A 24,746-nucleotide genomic window follows, 5' to 3' on the forward strand; every position below is an offset into this window, starting at 1 on the left:
ATTTGTCTTTTGAGGTTAGCCAGTCTTGATTAAGGCATAAAAAAGCCCCAAGAATGGGGCTTTGAAAGGAGGCGAGATTACGCCTTTTCCTCATATTGTTTGGCACCGGCTAGAATTTCTTCACGGGCGGCATCCACGTCACCCCAGCCGTCAATCTTAACCCATTTGCCAGGTTCAAGCGCTTTATAGTGGCTGAAGAAGTGCTCGATCTGCTCTTTAAGAAGCGGAATTTGCTCAACCGCGCTGATGTCCTTGTAGATCGGCGTCAGCTTGTCAACCGGAACGGCGACCACCTTGGCGTCTTCACCACCGTCATCGGTCATTTTAAGAATGCCGATCGGGCGACAACGGATCACTGAACCAATCATTAAAGGGTGTGGCGTCACGACCAAAACGTCAACCGGATCACCGTCGTTGGCCAAGGTGTTGTTGATGTAGCCGTAGTTGGCCGGGTATTGCATGGTAGCGCCTTGAATACGGTCTACCCAAACCAGGTCGGTCTCTTTGTCTACTTCGTATTTGATTGGTGAAGCAAACGCCGGGATTTCAATAATGACGTTAATGTCGTTTGGAAGTTCATTTCCAGCAGGAACGGCTGCGTAACCCATAATCTATTTCCTTGTTTTAAGCAGGCCTGTTCAGTTTTAAGCAGGCCTGTTCAGTTTTAATCGCAAATCAATTCGGTTTAAAGCAAAACACCCGCTTGAAGCGGGTGCTTATCAGTCCAGTGAACTTGGCTTATTACGCCTTGTGGTAGGCAACCACTTTAGCCACTTCGTTCTTCGATCCTAGTACCACTGGTACGCGATCGTGGATTCCTTGAGGCTCAACGTCCATGATGTCCATGCGACCTGTAGAAGAAGCACCGCCGGCTTGTTCCACGATCATCGACATTGGGTTCCCTTCGTACATTAGACGCAGTTTACCGGCCTTTGATGGATCACGGTTGTCGTATGGATACATGAAGATACCACCACGCACCAAGATGCGGTGAACTTCAGCCACCATAGAGGCTACCCAGCGCATGTTGTAACGTTTGCCTAAAGGACCTTCTTCACCTTTCAAACAGTCGTCGATGTACTGCTTCATTTCTGGTTCCCAGAAACGCTGGTTAGACATGTTGATCGCGAATTCTGCGGTGTCTTCTGGGATCGTGATGTTTGACTTGGTCAATACAAACTCACCGATGTTGGTGTCTAGGGTAAAGAAGTTAACGCCGTTACCGGTTGTCATGACCAAAATAACAGAAGGACCGTAAAGAACATAACCTGCGGCTACCTGGTTGCGACCGTTTTGTAGGAATACTTCTTGTTGATCGCCAGAACGATCGTCTTTCGCTTCCAGGATAGAGAAGATTGTGCCGACAGAAAGGTTGACGTCGATGTTTGAAGAACCATCTAACGGATCGAATGTTACCAAGTATTTACCGTCAGCATTTCCGGCCACAGTGTAATCTTCTTCTTCTGAACCGATTCCGCGCACGTATGGGTTTGAAACCAAGATGTCTTTCAACAGGTCGTTAGAAATAACGTCCAGTTTCTTTTGAGTTTCACCTTGAACGTTTTCATCTTCGGTTGCACCTAGGATGCCAGCCAACTCACCTTGGCCCAGTTTGTAGGCGATGTCTTTACAAGCGACCATAACGTGGTTGATGACCAGTTCCAGTTCGGCTGGTACACCGTCGGCGGCTAATACTTGATCAAGTCTTTTCATCGAGATTCTCTCTATATTGAATTGAAAATTGAAAAAAATTGCGGCAATTCTATCATGTTGACTTTAAAAGGTACAAGTTCATCAAGGTGGATGACAATCGCTTAAAGGGCGGGTTTGGTTGCTTTAGTCGTGAATGGCGCGGTTTGAGATGGTCTTGGGTTAACGGTTTTTTATCTGTTGGGTAAACTTGGTAGAATAGGCGTTTTGCAATCGGATAACTCCCTCAGCGGTACAGGCTTTTATGAAATTCATCGTTAAATTTTTCCCGGAAATTATGGTCAAGGGGCATGCGGCCAAGAAAAAAATGGTCAGTCAGTTGAACGACAATCTGCGCACCTTGCTATTGCGGGTGAATCCGCAGGTTGAAATCAAGCGTTTCTGGGACAAAATCGAAGTGCAGACGGCAGATGAGTTTGTGCCTGCGGTGCGTAAGGTGCTGTTGCAAACGCCAGGGGTGGAGCACATTCTGGAAGTGATCCAGTATTCGAATCTGGAGACTCTGGAGGCGATGGCGGACAAGGTGGCGGAGCATGCGGTGCCGTGGATTGAAGGTAAAACGTTTGTGGTACGTGTCAAACGCAGCGGAACCCATGAGTTTAGTTCGTTTGATGCCGAGCGTTTTTTGGGCGGGGTGTTGCTGCAAAAAGGTCAAGCCAAGAAGGTCGATTTACATCATCCGGAGGTCAAGGTCGAAGTTCATATTAGCCAGCAGGATCTGAATATCGTCACCGCAAAGCGAACGGGCCTGGGTGGATTTCCGATGGGATCACAAGGTCAGTTGTTGTCGTTGATGTCCGGCGGGTTCGACTCGACGATTGCCAGCTATTTGACCATGAAACGCGGTATCAAAACCCATTTTATCTTCTTTAATCTCGGCGGTGCGGCTCATGAAATCGGCGTTAAACAGGTTGCGCTGTATTTATGGAGCCAGTTTGGCGCCTCGCATCGAGTCTCGTTTGTTACCGTACCGTTTGAGGCCGTGGTGGAAGAGATCTTCCGTTCTACCCATGAAAGCTACATGGGGGTGACGTTAAAGCGTTTGATGTTGATGGCGGCGGAAAAAGTGGCCAAACAGATGGGGATTGATGCGTTGGTCACTGGAGAGAGTGTGGCTCAGGTGAGCAGTCAAACTCTGCGTAATCTCGCGGTGATTGACAGCGTCACCAACATGCTGGTGTTGCGTCCTTTGGCGACCATGAACAAGCCTGAGATCATGGCGTTGGCCGACCACATCGGAACGCGGCATTTTGCGGAGAATATGCCGGAATATTGCGGGGTGATTTCCAAGAACCCGGTGACCAATGCGTCGTTTGAACGTATGGAAAAAGAGGCGGCCAAGTTTGATTATGCGGTATTGGATCAAGCCGTTGAATCGGCGGTCACCATTCCGGTCGACCAAATCGTTCAGGATGTGACCGAAACCGCGCATATAGAGATTCTCAACGACATTCCTGATAACACGGCGGTAATCGATATCCGGGCCGAAGCCGAACAGCAGGCACGCCCTTTAAAAGGGTTGGAGAGTGTTGAGGTATTGAGCATCCCATTTCATCAGCTCAACAAATCCTTTGCGAAACTGGACCAAGGGAAAGGCTATCTGCTCTATTGCGAAAAAGGGGTGATGAGCCAGCTTCACGCCCAGTATTTGCAAGACCAAGGGTTTGATAATGTCAGGGTGTATCGTCCCGCCGATCATTGAACGGTGTCCGAGGTGTTTTGCTGAGCTTCTTGTTGTTCGGATGAGGTGGCAATCACCTCTTCGTCCAAGTCGTTTTCAAGTTGTTTGGCTTTGAGGAGCTTTTTGGTGTCCGAAAGCGTTTTGTAACTTTTTAAAGCGAATTTGGTTTTTTGGATTTTGGTTACATAATCCACCGTTTCATGGCCGATGGTATTGCGTGCGACCACCTCCACATTGTAGAACCATTTGTTCGGATTCAGCCCTAAATTGTGCGCTTGGCGCTGCATCTTGCGCACCCGTCCCGGTCCGGCATTATAAGCGGCTAATGAAAAGTTGATTTGGTCTTCCGGGCTGTATTCCGGTCCTGAAAAATAGGTGTCACGCAAGAAGGCCAGATATTTCACGCCGGCGTGGATATTGTTTTCCAGTGTTTTAATGTTTTTGATGCCGACGTTTTTCGAACTCGCCGTCGAAGGTTTGATCTGCATGATGCCATAAGCGCCGGCGTGGCTGGTGAGGTTTTGGTTAAACTTCGACTCCTGATAGGCCTGGGCGGCAATCAAGAACCAATCAAAACCGTAGAACTCCGAATATAGCTGTAGGTAGTAGGAGAGACATTCGGTATTTTCAATTTCGGAAAGCAGTTCGGGTTGGCGAATCCAGTAGGCGTTTTCGAAGTATTTGCGGTAGAGGCTGTTCCCCAGAAGGCGGCCTTGTCTGGCGTAGGTGTGAATAAAGGCATTTAACGACTCTTTGAGTTCGGGAAGGTGGCGGTTCAATGCCCAGGCGATTTGTCCGCCGTGATGAAAGACCATGTCTTCATGCACTTCAATGTTTTCTAACGCTTTCTGGTAGATTTCTGCAATGTGATTATCGGCGACGGTATAGAGGTAAATGCCGGCATTAACCAGTTCTAAAACATCTTCCGCTTCAAACAAAGGGTCGGCTTGCACGATTTCAATTGGCTCCAAGCCGTGCAAGCCTAAAAACTGATTAAACATGCGCAGGTGAATGATGTAGCTGCTGTTGGCCACCGCGATGATTCGTTTTCCAGCCAGGTCTTCAAGTCGGGTAATCGGGGGCGCGCCTTTATGGCTGATTAACACTTCCTGGATGTCGGTGATGTAAGGGTCGGTGAAGTCGACCAGTGCACTTCGTTCAGGGGTGATGGTCAGGCCGGAAGCGATTAAATCCCCTCTGCCTTGCAACAGTTCATTAAACAGTTGGTTAAAAGGGCGGACCAAAAAAACCACATGGGTCTTGTAGCGTTCGCGGCGCGGGCCGCGATTGAGGTAGTTTTCATAAGCACGCAGCAGATCGTATTCGATTCCGCGTCGACCTTTGCGGGTTTCAAAAAAGTTGGTGCGATTATGACTGACTAAGACGCGTAATATTCGCCGTTCTCGAATTTGTTCCAAGTCTCCGATGAAGGATTGTTGAATTCGGTCGGTCAGCGAGGTGGTTTCAACGGTCTTTTGGGCGAGTGAAGCCGGGCTTAACAGCAAAAAGCCGGTGATTAGCAAGATAGATGTCTTGGTTGTCTTCAGCAATGGATGAAACCACACAGTGAAATTGAATCTATTGTAGACAAGTTTTCAGGCCTGACAAACCTTAATTTTAATTCCGTTGAGTCTAAGTGGTTTTGCTTAACGTTTAAATTCGTAAATTGTTGGAATAAACGCCTTGTGCCTATGTTGTTGCCGGGTAAAATGGAGCTTTCAATATCAAGTTTTTAAGGGAGTCGGTGGGCGATGCGTAAGGTCAAGTATGCCATTATCGGAGCAGGAACATCAGGGCTCACGGCGATGAGTACGATTCGTAAGCAGACAGAAGATTTTGTGCTGATTAATGGCGGTCATTATGGTACGACTTGTGCACGTGTGGGCTGCATGCCATCCAAGGCGATGATTCAGTCTGCGAATCTGTTTCACAAACGTTATCAATTTGCCGAGTTTGGCGTCCAAGGTGGAGAGGCTTTGCAAGTTGATCAGCAGGCCGTGCTGAAACGGGTGCGCCGTTTGCGCGATCGATTTACCGGCGGGGTGAAGGCAGGTACCACGGATGCATTGCCAGAATCGCAGTTGATTTCAGGCTATGCGCGCTTTACCGGAGAAAACCGGCTTGAAGTGAATGGTCAACAGATTGAAGCCGAATGCATCATCATCGCTACCGGTTCGGAACCGGTGGTTCCAGCAGCGTGGCAGAATCTGGGGGATCGCCTGCTGACCAGTGATACCATTTTTGAACAGGACGTTCTGCCAAAGCGCATGGCCGTCATCGGGCTGGGGGTGATTGGTTTGGAGTTGGGACAGGCGATGTCTCGACTGGGTGTTGATGTCTCCGGCTTTGAGTTGTCCGATTTTATTGGTGGACTCTCTGTGCCGGAGGTCAATCAAAAGGCGATTGAGTTGTTTTCCCAAGAATTTCCTCTTTATTTGGGGGAGGCATCAAGCTTGGAGGGGGGCGCTAACGGGGTTAAAGTGGTGACCTCAAAAACAGAGGTTGAGGTGGATGCGGTATTGGCTTCATTGGGGCGGCGCCCTAACTTGGATTCTCTGAACCTAGAGGCGGCTGGGATTGAATTGGATGGGCGAGGAATGCCTAGCTTTAATCGGCACACGATGCAGGTTGAAGACAAGCCTATTTTTATTGCCGGCGACGTGAACGGTTACCGGCCGATTCTGCATGAAGCCGGGTATGAAGGTAAAATAGCGGCGCTGAATGCGTTAGCCTTTCCGGAGGTCGAGGCGTATGAGCGCAAAACGCCATTGGGTATCGCGTTTACCGATCCGGAAATGGCATCGTTTGGCGTTTCGTTTAAGAGCTTGAATCCCGACCGTATTGAAATGGCGACATTTGATTTGGAACGTAATAACGGACGGGCAATTGTCATGCACGAGGACCACGGCCTGATTTGTTTATATGCCGACAAAATCAACAAGTGTTTGTTGGGTGGCGAGCTGATTATGCCGCATGCGGAACATTTCGCCCACCTGTTGAGCTGGGCGGTGGAACAGCGCATGACGGTTTTGGAGTTGATGCGTATGCCGTTCTATCACCCGGTGTTGGAAGAGGCGATACAGTCTGCGGTTCAAAAACTCTATTATGCGGTTTATGATGAAGACGAAAGGCCGATGGCACCAGAATTAACACTAATGCAATAAAAAGATAGTGTTTTTTGGTATAATGCGGCCGGTTTTTAAATTTAATTAGCCCCGTCAAACGTCTCGGTCGTCATGATGGCGGGACCTCTAGGCGGGGCTTAAACTTATATGGTGTCGAGTGACTAAACAATCTGAAGAGCTTCGCGATTTAAACGGTGATAACAGCGGCGAAACGGGCGCGAATGATCCTTATGCCCAGCGCGAAGCGCAAAAATACGATAATCCTATTCCGAGTCGCGAATTTATTCTAGAAACCCTGGAAGCGGTTCAACAGCCCATGCGTCTTTACCAGCTAGCGAAAGAGCTGGATATTTCGGAAGAAGATGAAGAGCGTTTTGAAGCCTTGTCCCGCCGCTTAAAAGCGATGGTGCGTGACGGGCAGTTAATTCGTAATCGACGTGGTGCCTTCGGGTTGTTACAGAAAATGGACCTGATTAAAGGGCGCGTGCTGGGTCATCCTGACGGGTTTGGTTTTGTGGTGCCGGAAGATGGCAGTAAAGACCTATTTCTGTCGGAAAAAGAGATGCACAAGGTTCTTCACGGGGATATTGTGATTGCCTCGATCAGTGGTGAAGACCGTCGTGGTCGTCGTGAAGGGGTTGTTGTCGAAATTGCCGAACGTGCCAATCACCAAATTCTAGGGCGTCTTGCTTTTGAAGATGGTTTGGCCTGGGTGCGACCAAATAACAATCGCATTACCCAGGATGTCTTTATTCCGCAGGATGGTTTGTTGGATGCTAAAGAAGAACAAATCGTTCTGGTAGAAATTATTCACCAGCCGTCGATGCGCTCCGGTCCAATTGGAAAAATCGTTGAGGTGTTGGGTGATTATATGGCCCCGGGGATGGAGATTGATTCTGCCATCCACGATCACGGGATTCCAAACAGTTGGTCGGATGCCTTGCTGGCGGAGTTGGAAGCCATTCCGGATGAAGTTACCGAAGCGGATCTCGAAGGACGTAAAGATCTACGCGCTTTGCAATTGGTGACGATTGATGGCGAAGACTCTAAAGACTTTGACGATGCGGTCTTTGCCAAGCGCCGTAAAAATGGTTGGCGCCTTGTGGTGGCCATTGCCGATGTATCGCATTATGTGAAGCCGGGAACCGAGCTGGATAAAGAAGCTTATCAGCGCGGTAACTCAGTCTATTTCCCTCAGCGCGTGATTCCGATGTTGCCGGAGAAGCTGTCTAACGGAATCTGTTCTTTGAATCCGCAGGTTGACCGTTTATGCATGGTGGCAGATATGTCGATCAGTGACGATGGTACGCTGGAGAGAAGTCAGTTCTATCAGGCGGTGATGAATTCCAAAGCACGTCTGACCTATAACCAGGTTCATGATATTTTGACGAATGAAAACAGCGAACACCGTGAAACCTTTGCGGAGCTGGTTCCGCATTTGGAAGAGCTGAATTCATTGTATCAGGCGTTGGTTAAAGCGCGTGGCGAACGCGGTGCCCTGGATTTTGATACCACGGAAACACGTATTGTTTTTGATGAGTCACGCAAGATTGATTCGATTGTTCCCGTCAAACGCAATGATGCACACAAGCTGATTGAAGAGTGCATGTTGATGGCCAACGTGGCGACAGCCAGATATTTGAAATGGCACAAAATGCCGATGGTTTATCGTGTGCATGAGTCACCGAGCGAAGAAAAACTGGCTAATTTGCGTACCTTCTTGGGCGATTTTGGTTTGCAGTTGGACGGCGGCGATGCACCGACTGCTCAGGATTACGCCAAAGTGGTCAACCAGGTGGAAGGACAGCCTTATCAGCATTTGGTGCAAACCGTTCTGTTGCGCAGTATGAGCCAAGCGGTGTATCAGCCTGAAAACAAAGGTCATTTCGGTCTGAATTACGAACACTACACTCATTTCACCTCGCCGATTCGCCGTTATCCGGATCTGTTAATTCATCGTGCAATTCGTCATGCTTGGACAAAAGCCGGAGCAGACGCTTTCCTTTATGATGATGCAAAAATGGCTGAGTTTGGTGCTCACTGTTCGGATACAGAGCGCCGTGCGGACGAAGCGACGCGTGATGCCGTGACCTTCCTGAAATGTGAATTCCTGTCTCATCGTATTGGTGAAGAATATGAAGCCGTGATTACGGCGGCGACTAACTTTGGGTTGTTTGTTGAGATCGATAATCTCTATGTGGAAGGATTGATTCATATTACCGAGTTGGGTGACGATTATTTCCATTATGACGGTGCGCGTCACTGTTTGAAAGGTGAGCGGACCGGCAAGGTTTACCGTTTGGGAGATCGTGTTAAGGTTCAGGTCGCACAGGTCAATCTGGATGACCGCAAGGTAGATTTGCGTTTTATTGGTGATTTATCTGTAACTGGCGATGCCTCTGTTGAAGAGGTGGTTGCTGAAGAGGCTCTTCAAGATGATGAAGATGGCGCCAAGAAGAAACGTGGTAAAAAACGTTATTATCGCAAGAAGAAACGTGGTTCAGGTTCTAAAAAGGCCAAGGCTAAAGCGTGAAAAAGCAGGAAGTGATCTACGGCTTGCATGCGGTTGAGAAGTTTATTAAGCAGTCGCCGCATCTTGTCTTCCGTCTGGCGGTGATGAAGGGACGTTTGAATAAACGTCAGCAATCCCTGGTTGATCAGGCTAAAGCCTTAGGACTTCACGCGGAATTTGTCGCAAAAAATCAGTTTGATTCTTTGCAGGATGTTAACCACCAGGGGGTAATGGCGTGGGTGCAAGCGCGTCCTGAAATGAGTGAATCCGATCTTCAGGCATTGATCGAACGGCTTGATAATCCACTCTTCCTGTTTCTGGATGAAGTGCAAGATCCGCACAATTTAGGCGCTATTTTGCGAACCGCTGATGCGGCTGGTGTGGATGCGGTTGTTATTCCTAAACACAATTCTGTCGGTATCAACGCCACTGTACGCAAGGTGGCTTGTGGTGCCGCTGAAAGTGTCAATTTGATTGTGGTGTCTAACTTGGTAAGAACCATGAAAAGTTTGCAGCAATCCGGCATGTGGATGATTGGCTTGGCCGGGGAAACCGATCAAACGATCTACGAGCACAACCTCACCGGTTCTTTAGGTTTGGTCATGGGGACCGAAGGTAGCGGCCTTCGACGCCTGACTAAGGAAGCTTGCGATCATTTAGCCGCGATTCCCATGGTGGGACAGGTTGAGAGCCTGAATGTGTCAGTAGCGACAGGAATAACGCTTTACGAAGCCTTCCGTCAGCGGAGATTGTAGCAATGTGATCGATGGTTGCGGGTAGGAGGAGGGTTAGCAAACCTAAATGAAAGTGAACAGGCCTGCTTATTTTAAGCAGGCCTGTTTGGTTTTAGAGGTTCAGTTTAGACGGCGTAAATATCGCCGTTGTCTTCCACACGGATTTCAACCGCTTCTAGGGCCTCATCCCAGCATGGGCCTTCTATACAAACACCGTCTTCAATTCTAAAAAAGGCGTCATGTACGGAACATTTCATGGTTTTTTCAAATGGATTCACATCAATTTTGTAGGCTTCATTCAGTGGCACATCCTGGTGCGGACAGTTGTTGATATAAGCTTTAACTCCATCTTCATATTTAATCAGCACCACGGATTTTCCTAGATTTTCAGCCTCAACCACCAATGTTTTAGCATTGCTTAATTGCTTAATGTTGGCAATCGGTTTCAGTGTATGCGCGCCTTGCATCAGGTTGTCCAGGCCGTGTTGCAGGCATTTTTGCGCGGCAAGCTTACTGGCCTGTTGTACCGCAGACCGCAGGGATTCGCCGTTGATAAGATGATGGATTACGGCCGCATTGAAGGTGTCGCCGGCTCCTAAGGTATCGACAACCGGTGAAACCCGTTCGGCAGCAACATGTTCAATAGAACTGCCCGCTTCACAGAGCCAGGCGCCTTGAGCTCCCCAGGTGCAAATAAGGCGGCTGTTAGGAAGTTGTGCTTGCATGGTTTTTAAAAGCGTTTCGCCATTTTCAAACCCTTTGGCAGAGGCGTAGTGGTGTGAAAAGAAGATGACGTTGGCTTGAGGTAGCAGGGCTTCGATGCCGTCACGCGGTTTCTCCACCTCCAAAGAAATGGGTTGATGCGTCAAGAAAGTCTTGGCGATATTAAGCATACCTTTGAGGTTATCGATATTTCGTCCTTCAAAGTGCAGCCAGTCATAGTTTTCAATTTCGGTTTTGGCAAAATGATCAAAACTCAACTCTGGAAGGTCGCGGAAGTGCACAATAGCACGGTGACCATTTTCAGCATTTAGGGTGATGTATGAGGTTGGAGTGCGCCCTTTGATAAAGCGTTGTACGAGTGAGGTGTCAATTTGACGTTGTTTTAACCCGTTCATTAGTTGTTTGGCTTCCGCATCGCCACCCAGTGTGGTGCAGATAGCTGTCTCATGACCTAATTGATTGAGTACGTAGAGAGAGTTGCTAACGTTGCCACCCACTTGAACATGTCGCTGACTGGCACGCAATTCCTCATCATCATGGAGTGCGTGTGGAACTCTAAGGACAATATCTAAGACCGTATTGCCGATACCAAGAATTTTAGCCATGTTAAACCTTTTTCCGAAATTCGTTGTGTTTGTTCGCTAATGAAACAGATGGGGGTGAATTTTAGCATAGCCAGTGAAATGAGTAAGGTTTTGCGTTGTCAAGTGTATAAGCGTGAATAATTTATCCTAAATGGATTGTTGAATTTGGCGTTAAGTTACTTTTTTTATCTTTAATTTGGATTAGATTTGCTATTTAAATTGTTGAAACAAAAGGTATATAAGTTTCAGTTTGGTGGGGTGTAAAAAGGATTGATTGGACTGGCTATTATCCACAAAAGCTGTGGATAACTTTGTGAGTAATTGAATAAAAAGGAACTTAAGTGCTTTAAATTAGCCGATAAATATTAAATTGCTTATTTTTTAGACAGTGAAATAAATACGCATAATATTGGTAGAAAAAGAAGTTAAATTTATAGGCTTGAATAGAAATATTTTGTCGTATAGACGTGCAAAAAAAATAAAACACTATACAATTAATTTCATATCTTCTACGTTGAAGTGAGCTAGCTATGGCAGAAGTGAAAACGGCTTTTAATGCAAGCTGTCTAAACTGTGGACTGCAAAAAATTTGTTTCCCGACAGGGTTGTCTAGAGCGGAAATGGACAGTTTGGATCATATTGTCCAGCGCAAGCCGCCGTTACAAAAGAATCAACTGCTGTTTGCAGCGGGAGATCCTTTTAAGTCACTGTATGCTATTCGCGCTGGCGTGATGAAAGTATTCTCATTCACGGATGGCGGTGAAGAAATTATTCATGGTTTTTATCTGCCCGGCGATGTGGTTGGAGTAGATGCCTTAGCTGGCAAGGTCCACATGTTCAGCGCGATGGCACTCGATGCCACCAGTGTGTGTACCTTACCGTTCGATGAGCTGAGTGACCTGTCCAGAGAGATTCCTCATCTTAATAAGCAGGTGTTTAGCATCTTAAGCAAAGAGGTAGTCGATGGCCGACTGCATTCCGAGCTGTTAACCAAAAAGAATGCGGATCAGCGTATTGCCCAATTTTTATGGAGCATGGCCGAACGCTTCAAAAATCGAGGTTATCACTATTTAGAGTTTCGTTTGAGTATTTTGCATCGCGATGTTGCCATCTATTTGGGATTAACTCCGGAAACGGTTTCTCGCATTTTGGCTAAGTTGCATCAGGATGATATTGTGACTTGGAAAAAGAAAGAGGTGCAAATTCATAATGAAGAAGCTTTAAGAACTTTGGCGGGAACGCACTATTGCGATTCCAACTCTTGCTCAAAAGTTGTATGGTTATAGCATTCGTTATAAATAAATTTTTTATAAAAGCAGTTTTCTCATTTTTAAGTAATTAATTGGATGGATAGAATGAAATTTCAAAGTCTTAAACACTTGTTTGCTGTGGCGTTGGTAGGTTTTACGATGGTTGGTTGTAGTTCAACACCAACTTCGGAAGAAAAAGAACCAGCCTCTCAAGAAGTAGTGGATAAGTCGGTAGCAACGACTGAAGTTGCAGAACAGTCTGCTGTCAGCTCAACGGACCTGAGTGAAATGCAAGCTAAGTTAGCATCAATGGTCGTGCGTTTTGATTTTGACCGTTCTGAAATCAAGCCGGAGTTCTTTGAAGTGATCAAAGCCCATGCGGAATATTTGAATGCAAACTCAGACGCTAAAGTAACCGTCAGCGGTCATTGTGATGAGCGCGGAACACGTGAATATAACTTAGCTTTAGGTGAGCGCCGTGCAAATTCGGTTAAAACCGCTTTGATTGCCGAAGGTGTCAGTGCGGATCGTATCACTGTGATCAGCTTTGGTGAAGACAACCCAGTTGCTGAAGGACATAACGAAGCGGCTTGGTCCCAAAACCGTCGCGCTGAATTTGCTTACTAAGTTCGGTTAAAGCTGTTGCCCCAAAGGCCTTCCTGGCATTGTCAGGAGGGCTTTTTTGTTTTTAGGGTTTCGCCTTACTCCTGAGGCTTTGCCTGAAACCGTTATTAAGCCGACTGTGTTGGTGTATTCAAAAGATTGTTGTTAGAGATTTGTATGATGAGTGTTGTTGAGCCAAAAGTTCATTATTTAACCGATTATCAACCTCCTGGTTTTGAGGTTGAGTCCGTGTATCTGGAGTTTGATCTTCATCCAAACCATACGTTGGTCACCAATCGAATGGTCATGAGGCAGCTTAATCCTGGAGAACTTTTGCAGCTGTCAGGTGAAGAGTTGACATTGGTTCGTGTGGCTTTAGATGGCGATGACATTACCCGGCGGTGCAAACTCTATGAGGGTGGTTTGTCCTTGGGGGTTGAGCAAGAGCGGTTTGAGCTTGAAATTGTCACGCAAATTTCGCCACAAACCAATACCTCGCTGGAAGGGCTTTACCGTACCAGTGGCAATTACTGCACCCAGTGTGAGGCTGAGGGTTTTAGAAAGATCACCTATTTTTTGGATCGGCCAGATGTTTTAACCTTCTATACCACCAAAATTGTGGCGGATAAAGCGGATAATCGTGTTTTGCTGTCAAATGGAAACCTGATAGAGTCGGGTGAACTGCCGAATAACCGTCATTATGCGATTTGGGAAGACCCATTCCGTAAGCCGAGCTATCTGTTTGCGTTAGTCGCAGGCAATTTGGATTATATTGAGGACCACTACATTACTGCGGATAACCGTAAGGTGACATTGCGTATTTATGTCGAACCGCAAAATATCGATAAATGCGAGCATGCGATGGCTTCTCTCAAGAAATCGATGCGCTGGGATGAGGAGCGCTTCGGTCTGGTGTATGACCTGGATATTTACATGATTGTGGCGGTGGATGACTTCAATATGGGAGCCATGGAAAATAAAGGGTTAAATGTGTTTAACTCCAAATATGTTCTCGCCATGCCGGAAACCGCCACCGATGTCGATTATGAGGGCATAGAAGCCGTGATTGCCCATGAGTACTTCCATAACTGGACCGGAAATCGAGTGACCTGTCGCGATTGGTTCCAGTTGACGCTTAAAGAAGGCTTGACTGTATTCCGAGATCAGGAGTTTACTTCCGACATGCTTTCGCCAGCGGTAAAGCGTATCGAAGACGTGAAGCGCCTGCGTAACCATCAGTTTCCCGAAGATGCCGGGCCGATGTCCCATCCGATTCAACCGCAGTCGTATATTGAAATGAATAATTTCTATACGATGACGGTGTACGAAAAGGGAGCGGAAGTAGTGCGTCTCTATCATACTTTGCTGGGAGAAGAGGGTTTCCAAAAAGGGATGAAGCTCTACTTTGAACGCCACGACGGCCAGGCGGTTACGGTGCAAGATTTCAGACAAGCCATGGCCGATGCCAATGACGTTGATCTAAGCCAAATGCATCACTGGTACGTTCAAGCCGGCACGCCGAAGCTTACTGTGCGTACAGAGTATGACTCGGCAAATCGTCGTTACTCGCTGTATTGTGTTCAATCCTTGCCAAAGATGGAGTCTGAATTCAAGCCGCTGTTGATTCCAATCAAAATGGGCTTGTTAAACGCTGAGGGGAACGCGTTGCCGTTGTTACCCTCGCAAGCGTGTGCTACGTCGGTTCAGGTCAATGGCCGTGAGGCATTATTGATTATGACTCAAACCGAGCAGACCTTTACCTTTGAATCAGTCGGTGAAGTGCCGGTTCCCGCCTTGTTAAGAGGATTTTCAGCTCCGGTTCAGCTCGATTACAAGTACAGTGACGCGGAGTTGAGCCTATTGAGTCAAGCTGACAGCGACTCTTTTGTACGCTGGGAGGCGATGCAGACTCTGTCGTTAAATGAGATCAAACGTAATATTGAGCGTTACGAAGCAGAGCAGCCTTTAATGTTATCGGATGCGTTTTTGAGTGCATTTGTATCGCTGCTGGACGATAAACAAACGGATCCGGCGTTGATTGCCTTGGCCATTACTATGCCGGATCTGACCTATATTGGCGAGCAGTACCAGCAGATCAATGTAGATGCGGTTTATGCCGTGCAGCGTTGGGTACGGGGCGAACTGGCCAAGCGCTTCTCAAATCGTTTGCTGGCGATTTACCAAGCCTTGGCGCTGCGTTTGCAGGAAAAAGGCAGTTACGCTTACGTCAAAGAGGATATTGCCGAACGCATGTTGAAAAATACCTGTCTGGGGTATCTGCTGATGTTGGAAGCGGATTTCTTTGAAATGGCGGAGGGGCAGTTTGATGCACAGCACAACATGACCGACGTGCTGGCTGCACTCCAGGCCATTTCGCATACCACGCATGAAAATAGACAGGCCTGTTTGGATCGTTTTTATCAGCGGTGGTCGCATGATCCGTTAGTGCTTGATAAATGGTTTGCTTTGCAAGCCGGTTCTCATCATATTCATGCATTAGAACATGTAGAGGCGTTGGTGGAGCATCCTGATTTTCACTATGAGAATCCAAACCGGGTACGTAGTGTGCTAGGGGTTTTTGGACGTTTGAACCTGTTGGGCTTCCATCGTGCGGATGGCCAAGGGTACCGCTTTTTGGCGGATCAGGTGAGCAAATTGGATGAGATCAATCCACAGGTCGCGGCCCGAATCGTGGCGCCGTTTACACATTGGAAACGTTACGATGAGGATCGGCAGCAGTTGATGAAACAGCAGTTGGAGCGTTTGTTGGCCAAACCGGTGCTTTCAAAAGATGTCTATGAGATTGTCTCTAAATCTTTGGCGTAATTTAGAGTCTGTTGGGATTTAGTCTCTGATATCAACAGGTCTACTAAAAATGAATATTGAGATGTGAAGCGGGGTAGCAGCTTGGTAAGTGGATGGGGAGTGAGACGGCGATTGGCTTTAGTGGCTTTAAGCTGTATGTTGCCGATTCTGCCGGCGGCAAGCCTTGCCGCGTCGCAAGAGGAAATGAGCGCTGATCTCAGAAAACAGATCGAACAGATTGATCAGGAAATCTTGCTGCTGAGAGCTGAGCTGGCCCAAAGTAATGGCGATATAGAGACATTGCGCCGCTATCTGAACCAGCTAGAACAGATGACGCTTCCTGATCGTTTTCTGGTCCGTGTCCAAGCTCTTCAGGAATTTATTCGCGATTATCGACCATCTTCGCCCGAGCAAGGCGAAATCTTAGAGTCAGGGTTTAGTCTGCCCCAAGGTGACTCAACGGTGGTGGTGCTATTGCCGCTGACAGGGGATTATGCCGTTGCCGGAGAGGCTATTTTATCCGGCCTTAAGAGCCGCTGGCCGTTCCATAAGGATTTCATTGTGGTTGACAGCGCGCTTTACCCAACTATGTTCGAGCTTTGGGAGCTGGTGAAGCTTTATTCTCCGGAGTTTGTCATTGGGCCTTTAAATAAAGAGAATGCGTTAGCCTGGCAGCAATTGAATACAGGGATTTCGACACTTTATTTGAATCAATTGCCTGCATTTAATGTGAATGAGAAAGCAATAGCGCCAAGCAAGTTTGATGGCTTGACGCGTTTAACCCAGTTTGCTGACAACAATGCTTTGCGCCATCTCTTAGTTTTAACCTCAGAAAAAGACAATGCGCTGCAACTGCAATTTCAACAGGCCTGGTTGGCTCAAAATCCTTTTGCTCATTATGATGTGTCAACGGTCGATCCTGGTGTGGATCAGGGAGTGAAACAGGGACTGGGCGTCAGTGCCTCCTATGATCGCAAAGCCTGGTTGCAAAGGACGCTGCAGACGGAGTTGGAGTTTGAGCCGCGCGCACGTCAAGATTTGGATGGTGTCATCACATTTTTAGATATGGACGAAGCCGTTCAGGTCAAGCCGTTACTGAATTTTTATCACCTCTTTGATGTCTATCATCTTTGGTATCCCGTTTCTTACCCAGATAAGGAGGCTTTTCAAGCCAATCTGCCGTTCTGGCAGCAAACTTACGCCTTTCTCCCGCCTTATATTGTTGAATCCTCCCGTGAGGATGCGGATAACTTTGACTCTTCTCAACAAGTTGGCCTGCTTTATGCTTTAGGAAGCTTGGTGGCAGAAAGCGTCAATAATCCGCTTATTCTGCAGAAGGATCGTTATGTCCAGCACTCTTTGATCGGTGAGTTGGTGAATGATTCGCAAGGACAGTTACAGTTATTACCCAACGTCTATTGGATGGATGACAATCAGTCGCAAGCGTTTTCTTATGGCGAGACGGCTGCAGAGTAATTTGTTGATTACCCTAAATTAGCCAGCAATAGTGTCTTTTTCTGAAGAAAGCGGGTTGTATTGTCTTTAAATATTAGGCGATTTTGGTATATGAAAAACAAAGGACAAGTTTGTGGCATCTGCAGATGAAACTTTTGATCCGAATGATCTGGACAGCATTGATGCGCTTCTAGATGAAGCGGAGCAAGAGGTGGTTGAGTCCGTTGCTGAACCGACTCCCCCGGCGGAAGAGGTTGTGGAAGACGTGCCAGCGGCATCCGTAGAGCCTGAACCAGAACCCCCTGTGGAGTTGGCTGAGCCTCAGGCGGAAGCGGAAGCTTCTGCAGAGCCACGTGTCAGCCAAGAAAAGATCGCGGCTGTAGAGGAGGCTGTGTCACCTGCTGAGAAGCGCTTTTCGGAGGCCGACGCTGACGATTTTGTCTCTAAGCGAGCGGCCGCACAGAAACAATCTAAAAATGGATTATCGGCGGCAGAAATGGACGCAATTAAAAAACACATTACGATTTTTGGCTCGGTTTTAATTGTGCTGGTCATCACGGCAATTGGAATTGGAATCTGGAGTGCTTTAGCTTCTTCAAGCGGCCTGGACGAAGAAACACAGTCCATGATTGAAGATATTAAAGTCGGTACAGAGCGAAATACCATTCTGGCTAATACCGGATCGGAAGGGCTGAAAGAGTTAAGCAAAAAATTAGACGCATTAAGTTTTCAACTTGAGCAACTTACCAGCGATGTGGTCGCGTTGGAGCAAAAAAACGGTGTTGCCGCGCCGATCGTTTCGGGATCTTTGACGGGGCATGGTGCCAATAATCTTTCACAAGATAAAACGTCTGAAAAGGTGCCACCTGCTCATGGAACGGCAATGCCTGCCGCTACACTACCTGTAGCCACGCCACAGGCAATGAATATGGCAACAGATCCAGCATTAAAGGATAAGTTAAATGCCGTTTACGCCAAGGTTGCTAAGGCGCAAAAACGCATTGATGAAGTGAATCGTCGGGTTAAAGAGGTTCAAGGCCAATACGGCTCACTACTGCGCAGTGTGAAGGTGGTAGAAAAACAGTTGATCGATCAGCAGGTGAAAAAGGTCAAAGACGAGAAGAAAGTCGAGAAACCGGCTGGCGGTGACAATATGTATCAGTATTCCGCTCCGGATGGCGGGTTTTACGATCAAGCCAATCCGGATAGTTATCCATAAATGGCAATGAGTAGTGTGATATGAACGGAATTCATAAGTGGGCAGGCCTGGTATTCGCTACAGCGTGTGTCAGCGCCTTATCCGCGTGCAGTCTGTTTCCGTCATCACACTACCATCTACCGGATTATTATGAGACTCGGACCATGCCGAAGACCTATTCGGTTGGTGTGCGTTATGAATTGGACGATTTGCGGTGCAGTCAGAACGGGGAGGGATGTTCAACCCAGAAGATTGAGCCGCGGCGTCAGTATGAAAAACCTTATTATTTGAGTAAATAATGGAGAATGTCATGAAAAGAAATACTTTAATGTTAGTCAGTGCACTGACGGCAGCTTCTTTAGCGGGCTGTTCAAGTACTTCTGAAGTGAAAACAGCGGCCACACCAACCGCTGAACCGACGCAGGTTCAACCTAAAATTGTTTATAAACCGCGTGAGCGAGTCAAAATCACAGGGATTGGCTATGGTGCGGAAAGTACTTTTTCTGCTTACACGCCAGGCCAACGTCGTCTGATGGCCATTCGTGCTTCAAAGTTAGATGCATACCGTGCTTTGGCGGAACAGCTCTATGGAATCAAAATCGACAGTAATACCGCCATTTCGACGTTGACGGCTAAAAACGACAGTTTCCGCGCACGCGTCAACGCTGTTGTTCGAGGAGCGCGCGTCGTGAGTGTTACCCCTATGGCAGATCACAACTACGAGACCGTTTTAGAAGTGTATGTGGATAAAGGTTTTTTTGAGGACACGTTTGTCTACAGTGGTTCCAAAGGCGTTACGATGACGCCAATGGAAGCCTGCATTAATTGCCAAGATATCAGTTCTTATTAACAGGCCTATTTAGATTGTTATAGGTGTGTTTGAGCGGTCACCTAGTACACTGGGTAGATCGAGGAGTAGCAGCGAAATGATCAAGCAGAAAACCGTGATAGCGAGTTTTATTGTGCTGTTCGTTTGGGTCGAAGTGGCTCAGGCAGCGAGTATCAGTACGCGTGTAAGGATTTTAGAAAGTAAGGTTTCAAAGTTTGACCGAAAAATTCAAGCGGAATCCGCCGCACGCAAAGCTTATGAGCACCAGGTTAATGAAAAGCTGGGTACTGTGGATGACTTGCAAAAACAGGTGACTAAAATCGTGCAAGAGATGGAAGCCAAGAAAAAAGCGAATGGTCAGGATTCGCGTTACGCCTTTCCGTAAAAGCTCTTTAAATTTACTCAAATAAAAAAGCCCGGCAAGTTTGATTCTGCTTGCCGGGCTTTTCTTTTTTCGTCTGAACATTGTTATTCTGTCTTATCTTCCATCTCTTTATTAGCAGGATTGCGTTCCATTTGGGCAAATTCAATTTCCTTCGATTGAATAAAGTAGAGCAGCTTGCGGCGGTCTTCTTCTGAAAGTTTTTGATACTCTAGAGCGACACGGAAGCAGTTCTTTTCATCCGCTATAGGCGTGATGGATACGATGTTGCAGCGTACCAATATTGGCGACTCGTTTTCCAGTGGCTTTAAAAGAAGGTCGATTTTGTCTTCAATATCGACCGGTTCGTTAATGGTAAAAGAAATGCCGCCACCGCTCAAGTTAACGAGTTTTTGAGGGATGGCGCGACTCAGTTGATCGGCATTGATGGTTTGCATCAAAAAGTTAATCTTACTGTTCATTGCCATCAATGCGGTTGCCAATAGACTGCTTTTGAGGTTGATCTGTGAGATGATCTCATTCAACTGTTCATCAAGCTCGATCAGATTCTTCATGAAATATTCTTCGATGTACTTCGCATCGGGTGTATCGGGAAGAACCAGATTGTCGGCTTCATCTGGATGCACGATGCGATAACTGCATGGCATCATGACATCAATTCTGAAAAATAAACGTTGGTCGTTTTTCATTGAAACTCACTTTTTATGCACACTAAATGGGCATGTGCCTGTTAGGTTGCTTTGTATCGGCTGTTAAATATTTAGGGCTACCTTTATCGCCCATAGCCCGGCTTGTCTTGAGAGTAAGCTTAGCAGAAACCGAGCCAACCGCAAATAAAATGCGAAGAGAGGCGGCAGATGGTCTATATGTCGTAATGAGGATAGAGAGGTTAGGCTTTAGCGATTGGTGAGCGCTTGTCACCGGTTTGAGTTTCGCCTTTTGCACTGTAGGTATTGGTTGTCTGTTCTGGCCCACCGCTTAAAATGCGTAAAGAAGCCTGATTAATGTTGCTAAGCATTTGTACGCTGATGCCGTTAGCTAGGTTCAAATCACTGCATGCCTGGCTTAGTGTTAAAACGTCTTGAATTTGTTTTTTAAGAGCGTTGTCAAGATGTTCAGAATGCGGGGGGGCGAGCACTTGCGACAAGTGTTGTAGTTCAGAAGTCTTAAGGAAGCTTTCTAAGCTATGTTGGCTTGTTTGCAGTTGTTCTGCCAACTCGCTTTTCTGTTGCAGGGTTTTAGTCAGTTGGTCGGAAGGAGGCAATTTTAAAAGGTCTGACTCAGACTTTAGAGTTTCTAGGAAAAGGCTAAGCAACTCTTTTAATTCGCCGATGTGAGAGGCAAATTCTGTTGAATTAAAGAGGGTTGCTGCCTGTTGACTCATCGCTAGATGTGTCTCCTGTTTATAGTGTTGCCAGGAGTGCGTCTGATTGGATCAAACGTTCCGCGATTTTTTGAGTGTTGACTTGATAAGAACCATCTTCGATCGCTGCTTTCAAGGCTGCGATTCGATCTTCGTTATTCACTTCGACCTTGTCCGCTTTCTGTTCAAGATCGCGAACTTCGGTCAGAAAGCTGGTTAAGGTTACCTTATCAGTAGATTGTTCTTGACTATCGGCTACTGAGGTATGGGTTCCAGCAGATCTTTCTTGTATCTTGACCTGTTCAGCAGCTCGACCAGAACCGATGTTGTTGTTTAGGTTTTTAATATCCATGACGGTTTGCCTCACATCCGTTTGTTGGTAATTTTACCAGTAATTTTAAGAATCTAATAGAGTTATCGGCCTCTTTACAGAATCTTTAGCTCATTTTTTTTACAAAAGTGAAAGATTATGGAACCAGTACGGTATTCGGAGCAATAACTATGCCTCTTACCGTTTTTCCGGTTGCGCTGTTTTCTACTTGTACCTGTTCGCCTTCAACTGCGTCGCTTAACGCCACACCCTTGGTCTTAACCTCTACCGTGCCTATTTTAGAGATTAAATTAACGGGGTGCTTTTTAAATACCCAATAAGGGGGCTGTAAATCACGAATCGTCAAAATTTCGTTAGGGCCTATGGCTTTTTTCGCGCGCATGCCAATGGCCTTTTCTGCGGAAATTAGGCTGTCATCGCCAACTTTTTTATAATTGACATAGACCTGTTTAACGTCTTCTGGTTTTATAACGGCCTGTTTTAAAATTCCTTGAGTGGAAATCACCGCTGCAAGCTCACCTTCTATGGTGGCGCTTAAAAAGGTTTGCCAGGCTGGGTTCTTGCATTTAATGCCGAGAGTGACGCGGCCTGCGATTTTATTGGGCGTGCGATCATGAATTTGCAGTGGCGTTTCACAGCGTGGTAAGCGAATACGGGAAGAGAGTTTTTTTAGATGGATTTTAGGGTTGTGTAACTTTTGGTCAACTTTTTGCTTTAAGAATTCCAACGCCTGGGAGTGAATGGCTTCAAGAGGCTGGTGCTCAGGGCTTGGGCTGGTGGTGCTCAATGCCGGAAGGGGCATAAACGCTAAGATTGCCATGCACATAAAAGTTGCTTTGGGAGAGGTAAGATTTGCCATAGGTGAAGTCTATCATGTGTTAAAGCGACTTTTAAACATCCTTGAGTTATAGTAACGGGCAGAAATCAAAAAATAATGAATGATCTATGGATAAGGTGGCGAAACAATGTCTAGCTTTCTAAAAGGGGTTGACCAAAGAACGTCGTTGGCCGGCATGAACCGTATGGAGCTGCTTTTGTTTACAATTAGAGGTAAGCAGCTTTTTGGTATTAATGTGTTTAAGGTGCGTGAAGTGATTCGCACGCCGAAAATTTCTGCTGTGCCTAAGGCAGACCCACGCGTAGTGGGGGTTTCGGACATTCGTGGCTTAACGATGCCGATGATTGATCTGGCGAAAGCATTGGATTTAGAGCCGGTTGATCCAGAGCGTTACCCTGATACCTTGACCATTGTGACGGAATTTAATAGCTCGGTGCAGGGGTTTTTGGTTGAGGATGTCGATCGAATTGTGCATTTGCGTTGGGAGGACATTTTGCCCCCTCCGGATAGCCTGCAAGGTGTCAATTATTTAACGGGGATAACCCGGGCGCGTGAACAGATTGTTGAAATTGTGGATGTGGAAAAAGTGCTGGCAGAAGTGTCCGGTTTTCCAGAAGGCGCTTCGGATGAGTTTGTGGATGCGCAAAAATTTAAAACCAGCGGGCATGATTATTTTGTGTTGGGGGCTGATGACTCTACAGTGGCGAGAACGCTTCTCAAAAGCACATTGGACAAGTTGGGTATTCGCAATAAAATTGTCAATAATGGCAAGCTGGCACTGGATCTACTCAAGAAGTGGGCGGATGAAGCAGAGGAAGGGGTTGCGCCTCCAGTGAGTGAACGTGTTTTAATGGTGATTTCGGATATCGAAATGCCGGAAATGGATGGCTATACCTTGACCTCAAGTATCCGTAAAGACGACCGTTTAAAAGATCTTTATGTGGTCCTGAATTCTTCGTTAAGTGGAGGGTTTAATGAAAGCTTAACGGAAAAGGTTGGAGCGAATGTCTTCTTGTCAAAGTGGCATGGTGAAGAGTTGGCCCGTGCCATTGTGCATCGTGTGGATGACGTTTCTCGTCAGAACGAGCTGAAGGAAGCTTGAACATGTGGCTATCCAAAGAAGGGTGGGGTGTGAACCGGTTTTGTGCCATGCTGTACGTTGTGTCATTCGCCTTGATGTCATGCCAGGCCGTCGCACAAACAGAAATGAATCCGTTTTTGGACCCTTCTTTGGAACCTGTCGTGATTTCGCCAATTTATGGCGAGTTGCCATGTTGTGGTGCTTCTAAACCCAATTCAAACCAGTCTGATTTGCCAGCATCTGTTGCAGGTAATACTGGGTCGCATCAGGATCAAGATCTTTTGTGTATTACGGTCATGGGAACCGCCAGTACCGAAGGCGTTGATGAAGCGTTTGCTCGACAGATGGCGATTCGTAACGGCCTAACCTTTGCCAGCTTAAATCACAATGTCAGCGTAGCATCTGATCAGGCCATGGAGGGGTTTGATGTTACTCGGGACGCAACCCGGTTTACTTCGCATACTAAAATCAAAAGTTATCAAATTTTGGAAGAAGGATTGGAAGAGCCGTTTGATCAATATGGCGAAGAGATCAAACGAGCTCTGCATTACCGAGTGAAGATGCGAGTCTGTCTGACGGACGACCCGCAATATTGTGAAAATCTTGCAGCGAACCTGTATCAACCTCGGCTGGCTATCGCGCCTTTAGTCGTGGCTGACAGTTATCAGGCTCGAGATATTTCTAATCTATTGGCGGGCTATCAAACGGAATTGAATCGCCGCCTAAGTCAACAGGGTTACCGTAATTTAACGGTGTTAAAAAACCGTTTGGCGGTCGACCCCAATCAGCTGATCGCGCCAAACCTTTCGCCGGAAGTGTTGGAGCCGATTCGCGACCAAAGCGGTGCTCAATTTGTGTTACTTTCTGTGTTGCGTTCGGTTTCAATGCACGAAGAAGATAGTCCGAATTGGAATCAGGTGAAACGCTTCTATAACCTGGAAGTCAAACCGGACAGCCGTTATCTTGAGGTGGATTGGTATATCGTTGACCTTATGAAACGCACCGTCGTGCATCAGCAGCGCGGCGGTTTTGACGTCAAGGGTGATGTGCGTGTCGGTCGTGAGCGTCCGTTTGGCAGTAATGCGTTTTTTGCCACCGACACAGGCATGGCCTTTCATGCTTTATTGCATAAGCAGGTTGAAGATGTGGTGGCTGCATTGCGCTGCCAGCCATTGGAAACCCAGATTATCGATGTGCGGAATAACGAATATGTGCTTTACCTAAATGCGGCTTCGGGCGTGAAAGTTGGCGATCAGCTTGCCGTTTATCAACGACAGGGACGTGGGGTTGAATTTCAGGGGGTGAATCTCGGCCATGATGAAGTGCCGGGTGCCTTTATTAAGGTTAAACGTATTTTGCCACGTTTTGCAGTCGCAGAACTTGTCGGTAAAAAAGGGGTTATTCAGGTTGGAGACCGTGTCAGACCCTGGTAGCTTTTTGCAAAGCTGTGATGGTAAGAAACTTATCCATCTCCATTCTATAAACAGTCGCTTGCAGCTTAACCGTTAGGCTATTCTTTTTAAACTGAGCAGGCCTGTTCAG

Annotated in this window: 22 protein-coding genes; 14 read left to right on the forward strand and 8 right to left on the reverse strand. The window is 46.9% G+C overall.

Annotation, left to right across the window (positions count from 1 at the left end):
* Nucleotides 1–77 precede the first annotated feature (77 nt).
* Both ppa and QCB44_RS02525 read right to left on the reverse strand, forming a co-directional pair.
* Nucleotides 78–608, reverse strand: a complete 531-nt coding sequence (ppa, locus tag QCB44_RS02520) for an inorganic diphosphatase (protein ID WP_279407754.1) — start codon at nucleotides 606–608, stop codon at nucleotides 78–80.
* Nucleotides 609–741: 133 nt separating this feature from the next.
* Nucleotides 742–1,713, reverse strand: coding sequence for a class 1 fructose-bisphosphatase (locus QCB44_RS02525; RefSeq protein ID WP_279407755.1), 972 nt, complete (start codon nucleotides 1,711–1,713; stop codon nucleotides 742–744).
* A gap of 241 nt (nucleotides 1,714–1,954) precedes the next feature.
* Between QCB44_RS02525 and thiI the strand changes: the two genes are divergently transcribed.
* A complete protein-coding gene (gene thiI / locus QCB44_RS02530; RefSeq protein ID WP_279407756.1) occupies nucleotides 1,955–3,412 on the forward strand; it encodes a tRNA uracil 4-sulfurtransferase ThiI in 1,458 nt (485 codons plus the stop codon).
* Here thiI and QCB44_RS02535 read toward each other — a convergent pair.
* Entirely contained in the window at nucleotides 3,406–4,914 is a 1,509-nt protein-coding gene (locus QCB44_RS02535; protein ID WP_279407757.1) for a transporter substrate-binding domain-containing protein, read from the reverse strand. The two genes, thiI and QCB44_RS02535, sit on opposite strands and share 7 nt — an antisense overlap.
* Before the next feature lie 228 nt (nucleotides 4,915–5,142).
* On the opposite strand from QCB44_RS02535, the gene QCB44_RS02540 reads away from it, so the two are divergent.
* From QCB44_RS02540 to rlmB, 3 genes are all read left to right on the forward strand, one after another.
* The gene (locus QCB44_RS02540) at nucleotides 5,143–6,555 is read left to right on the forward strand and encodes a dihydrolipoyl dehydrogenase (protein ID WP_279407758.1); all 1,413 of its coding nucleotides are present in this window, start codon (nucleotides 5,143–5,145) and stop codon (nucleotides 6,553–6,555) included.
* 118 nt (nucleotides 6,556–6,673) lie between these two features.
* Nucleotides 6,674–9,049, forward strand: a complete 2,376-nt coding sequence (gene rnr, locus QCB44_RS02545) for a ribonuclease R (RefSeq protein WP_279407759.1) — start codon at nucleotides 6,674–6,676, stop codon at nucleotides 9,047–9,049.
* Nucleotides 9,046–9,783, forward strand: coding sequence for a 23S rRNA (guanosine(2251)-2'-O)-methyltransferase RlmB (gene rlmB / locus QCB44_RS02550; protein WP_279407760.1), 738 nt, complete (start codon nucleotides 9,046–9,048; stop codon nucleotides 9,781–9,783). The genes rnr and rlmB overlap by 4 nt, the downstream gene beginning before the upstream one ends.
* A gap of 104 nt (nucleotides 9,784–9,887) precedes the next feature.
* Here the strand turns inward: rlmB and QCB44_RS02555 are convergent, their stop codons facing one another.
* Entirely contained in the window at nucleotides 9,888–11,090 is a 1,203-nt protein-coding gene (locus QCB44_RS02555; protein WP_279407761.1) for a PfkB family carbohydrate kinase, read from the reverse strand.
* Between the two features lie 509 nt (nucleotides 11,091–11,599).
* Between QCB44_RS02555 and fnr the strand changes: the two genes are divergently transcribed.
* From fnr to QCB44_RS02595, 8 genes are all read left to right on the forward strand, one after another.
* Nucleotides 11,600–12,355 (forward strand): fumarate/nitrate reduction transcriptional regulator Fnr, encoded by a 756-nt coding sequence (fnr, locus tag QCB44_RS02560; protein WP_279407762.1) that lies wholly within the window; start codon nucleotides 11,600–11,602, stop codon nucleotides 12,353–12,355.
* 69 nt (nucleotides 12,356–12,424) lie between these two features.
* Nucleotides 12,425–12,946 carry a peptidoglycan-associated lipoprotein Pal gene (pal, locus tag QCB44_RS02565; RefSeq protein WP_279407763.1) on the forward strand — a complete coding sequence of 174 codons (522 nt, stop codon included), beginning with the start codon at nucleotides 12,425–12,427 and terminating at the stop codon, nucleotides 12,944–12,946.
* A gap of 153 nt (nucleotides 12,947–13,099) precedes the next feature.
* Nucleotides 13,100–15,748, forward strand: coding sequence for an aminopeptidase N (gene pepN, locus QCB44_RS02570; RefSeq protein WP_347710083.1), 2,649 nt, complete (start codon nucleotides 13,100–13,102; stop codon nucleotides 15,746–15,748).
* Between the two features lie 99 nt (nucleotides 15,749–15,847).
* Entirely contained in the window at nucleotides 15,848–17,203 is a 1,356-nt protein-coding gene (locus QCB44_RS02575) for a hypothetical protein (protein WP_279407764.1), read from the forward strand.
* Between the two features lie 112 nt (nucleotides 17,204–17,315).
* Nucleotides 17,316–18,401, forward strand: coding sequence for a hypothetical protein (locus QCB44_RS02580; RefSeq protein ID WP_279407765.1), 1,086 nt, complete (start codon nucleotides 17,316–17,318; stop codon nucleotides 18,399–18,401).
* A 20-nt stretch (nucleotides 18,402–18,421) separates the two neighbouring features.
* Nucleotides 18,422–18,679: a hypothetical protein gene (locus tag QCB44_RS02585; protein ID WP_279407766.1), complete on the forward strand. Its 258-nt coding sequence runs from the start codon at nucleotides 18,422–18,424 to the stop codon at nucleotides 18,677–18,679.
* Between the two features lie 11 nt (nucleotides 18,680–18,690).
* The gene (locus tag QCB44_RS02590; protein WP_279407767.1) at nucleotides 18,691–19,230 is read left to right on the forward strand and encodes an LPP20 family lipoprotein; all 540 of its coding nucleotides are present in this window, start codon (nucleotides 18,691–18,693) and stop codon (nucleotides 19,228–19,230) included.
* A gap of 76 nt (nucleotides 19,231–19,306) precedes the next feature.
* Nucleotides 19,307–19,594 carry a hypothetical protein gene (locus QCB44_RS02595; RefSeq protein WP_279407768.1) on the forward strand — a complete coding sequence of 96 codons (288 nt, stop codon included), beginning with the start codon at nucleotides 19,307–19,309 and terminating at the stop codon, nucleotides 19,592–19,594.
* 83 nt (nucleotides 19,595–19,677) lie between these two features.
* On the opposite strand, the gene QCB44_RS02600 is transcribed toward QCB44_RS02595, so the two are convergent.
* The 4 genes from QCB44_RS02600 to flgA form a co-directional block, all read right to left on the reverse strand.
* Nucleotides 19,678–20,280: a PilZ domain-containing protein gene (locus QCB44_RS02600; RefSeq protein WP_279407769.1), complete on the reverse strand. Its 603-nt coding sequence runs from the start codon at nucleotides 20,278–20,280 to the stop codon at nucleotides 19,678–19,680.
* Between the two features lie 200 nt (nucleotides 20,281–20,480).
* On the reverse strand, nucleotides 20,481–20,975 hold the full coding sequence (locus tag QCB44_RS02605; RefSeq protein WP_279407770.1) for a flagellar protein FlgN: 495 nt from the start codon (nucleotides 20,973–20,975) through the stop codon (nucleotides 20,481–20,483).
* A gap of 19 nt (nucleotides 20,976–20,994) precedes the next feature.
* Complete coding sequence (gene flgM, locus QCB44_RS02610; protein ID WP_279407771.1) at nucleotides 20,995–21,306, reverse strand: flagellar biosynthesis anti-sigma factor FlgM; 312 nt, start codon at nucleotides 21,304–21,306, stop codon at nucleotides 20,995–20,997.
* Nucleotides 21,307–21,421: 115 nt separating this feature from the next.
* Nucleotides 21,422–22,111, reverse strand: a complete 690-nt coding sequence (gene flgA / locus QCB44_RS02615) for a flagellar basal body P-ring formation chaperone FlgA (RefSeq protein WP_279407772.1) — start codon at nucleotides 22,109–22,111, stop codon at nucleotides 21,422–21,424.
* Nucleotides 22,112–22,250: 139 nt separating this feature from the next.
* Between flgA and QCB44_RS02620 the strand changes: the two genes are divergently transcribed.
* A complete protein-coding gene (locus QCB44_RS02620; protein ID WP_279407773.1) occupies nucleotides 22,251–23,225 on the forward strand; it encodes a chemotaxis protein in 975 nt (324 codons plus the stop codon).
* A 2-nt stretch (nucleotides 23,226–23,227) separates the two neighbouring features.
* On the forward strand, nucleotides 23,228–24,637 hold the full coding sequence (locus QCB44_RS02625) for a hypothetical protein (protein WP_279407774.1): 1,410 nt from the start codon (nucleotides 23,228–23,230) through the stop codon (nucleotides 24,635–24,637).
* Nucleotides 24,638–24,746 lie beyond the last annotated feature (109 nt).

Source organism: Thiomicrorhabdus sp. zzn3 (assembly GCF_029767755.1).
Taxonomy (GTDB): domain Bacteria; phylum Pseudomonadota; class Gammaproteobacteria; order Thiomicrospirales; family Thiomicrospiraceae; genus Thiomicrorhabdus.

Bases quoted from the DNA above. Each gene is read 5' to 3' on its own strand.
- ppa (WP_279407754.1), bottom strand. From the start codon at position 608: ATGGGTTACGCAGCCGTTCCTGCTGGAAATGAACTTCCAAACGACATT.
- QCB44_RS02525 (WP_279407755.1), bottom strand. From the start codon at position 1,713: ATGAAAAGACTTGATCAAGTATTAGCCGCCGACGGTGTACCAGCCGAA.
- thiI (WP_279407756.1), top strand. From the start codon at position 1,955: ATGAAATTCATCGTTAAATTTTTCCCGGAAATTATGGTCAAGGGGCAT.
- QCB44_RS02540 (WP_279407758.1), top strand. From the start codon at position 5,143: ATGCGTAAGGTCAAGTATGCCATTATCGGAGCAGGAACATCAGGGCTC.
- QCB44_RS02555 (WP_279407761.1), bottom strand. From the start codon at position 11,090: ATGGCTAAAATTCTTGGTATCGGCAATACGGTCTTAGATATTGTCCTT.
- fnr (WP_279407762.1), top strand. From the start codon at position 11,600: ATGGCAGAAGTGAAAACGGCTTTTAATGCAAGCTGTCTAAACTGTGGA.
- pal (WP_279407763.1), top strand. From the start codon at position 12,425: ATGAAATTTCAAAGTCTTAAACACTTGTTTGCTGTGGCGTTGGTAGGT.
- pepN (WP_347710083.1), top strand. From the start codon at position 13,100: ATGATGAGTGTTGTTGAGCCAAAAGTTCATTATTTAACCGATTATCAA.
- QCB44_RS02585 (WP_279407766.1), top strand. From the start codon at position 18,422: ATGAACGGAATTCATAAGTGGGCAGGCCTGGTATTCGCTACAGCGTGT.
- QCB44_RS02590 (WP_279407767.1), top strand. From the start codon at position 18,691: ATGAAAAGAAATACTTTAATGTTAGTCAGTGCACTGACGGCAGCTTCT.
- QCB44_RS02595 (WP_279407768.1), top strand. From the start codon at position 19,307: ATGATCAAGCAGAAAACCGTGATAGCGAGTTTTATTGTGCTGTTCGTT.
- QCB44_RS02600 (WP_279407769.1), bottom strand. From the start codon at position 20,280: ATGAAAAACGACCAACGTTTATTTTTCAGAATTGATGTCATGATGCCA.
- QCB44_RS02605 (WP_279407770.1), bottom strand. From the start codon at position 20,975: ATGAGTCAACAGGCAGCAACCCTCTTTAATTCAACAGAATTTGCCTCT.
- flgM (WP_279407771.1), bottom strand. From the start codon at position 21,306: ATGGATATTAAAAACCTAAACAACAACATCGGTTCTGGTCGAGCTGCT.
- flgA (WP_279407772.1), bottom strand. From the start codon at position 22,111: ATGTGCATGGCAATCTTAGCGTTTATGCCCCTTCCGGCATTGAGCACC.
- QCB44_RS02620 (WP_279407773.1), top strand. From the start codon at position 22,251: ATGTCTAGCTTTCTAAAAGGGGTTGACCAAAGAACGTCGTTGGCCGGC.
- QCB44_RS02625 (WP_279407774.1), top strand. From the start codon at position 23,228: ATGTGGCTATCCAAAGAAGGGTGGGGTGTGAACCGGTTTTGTGCCATG.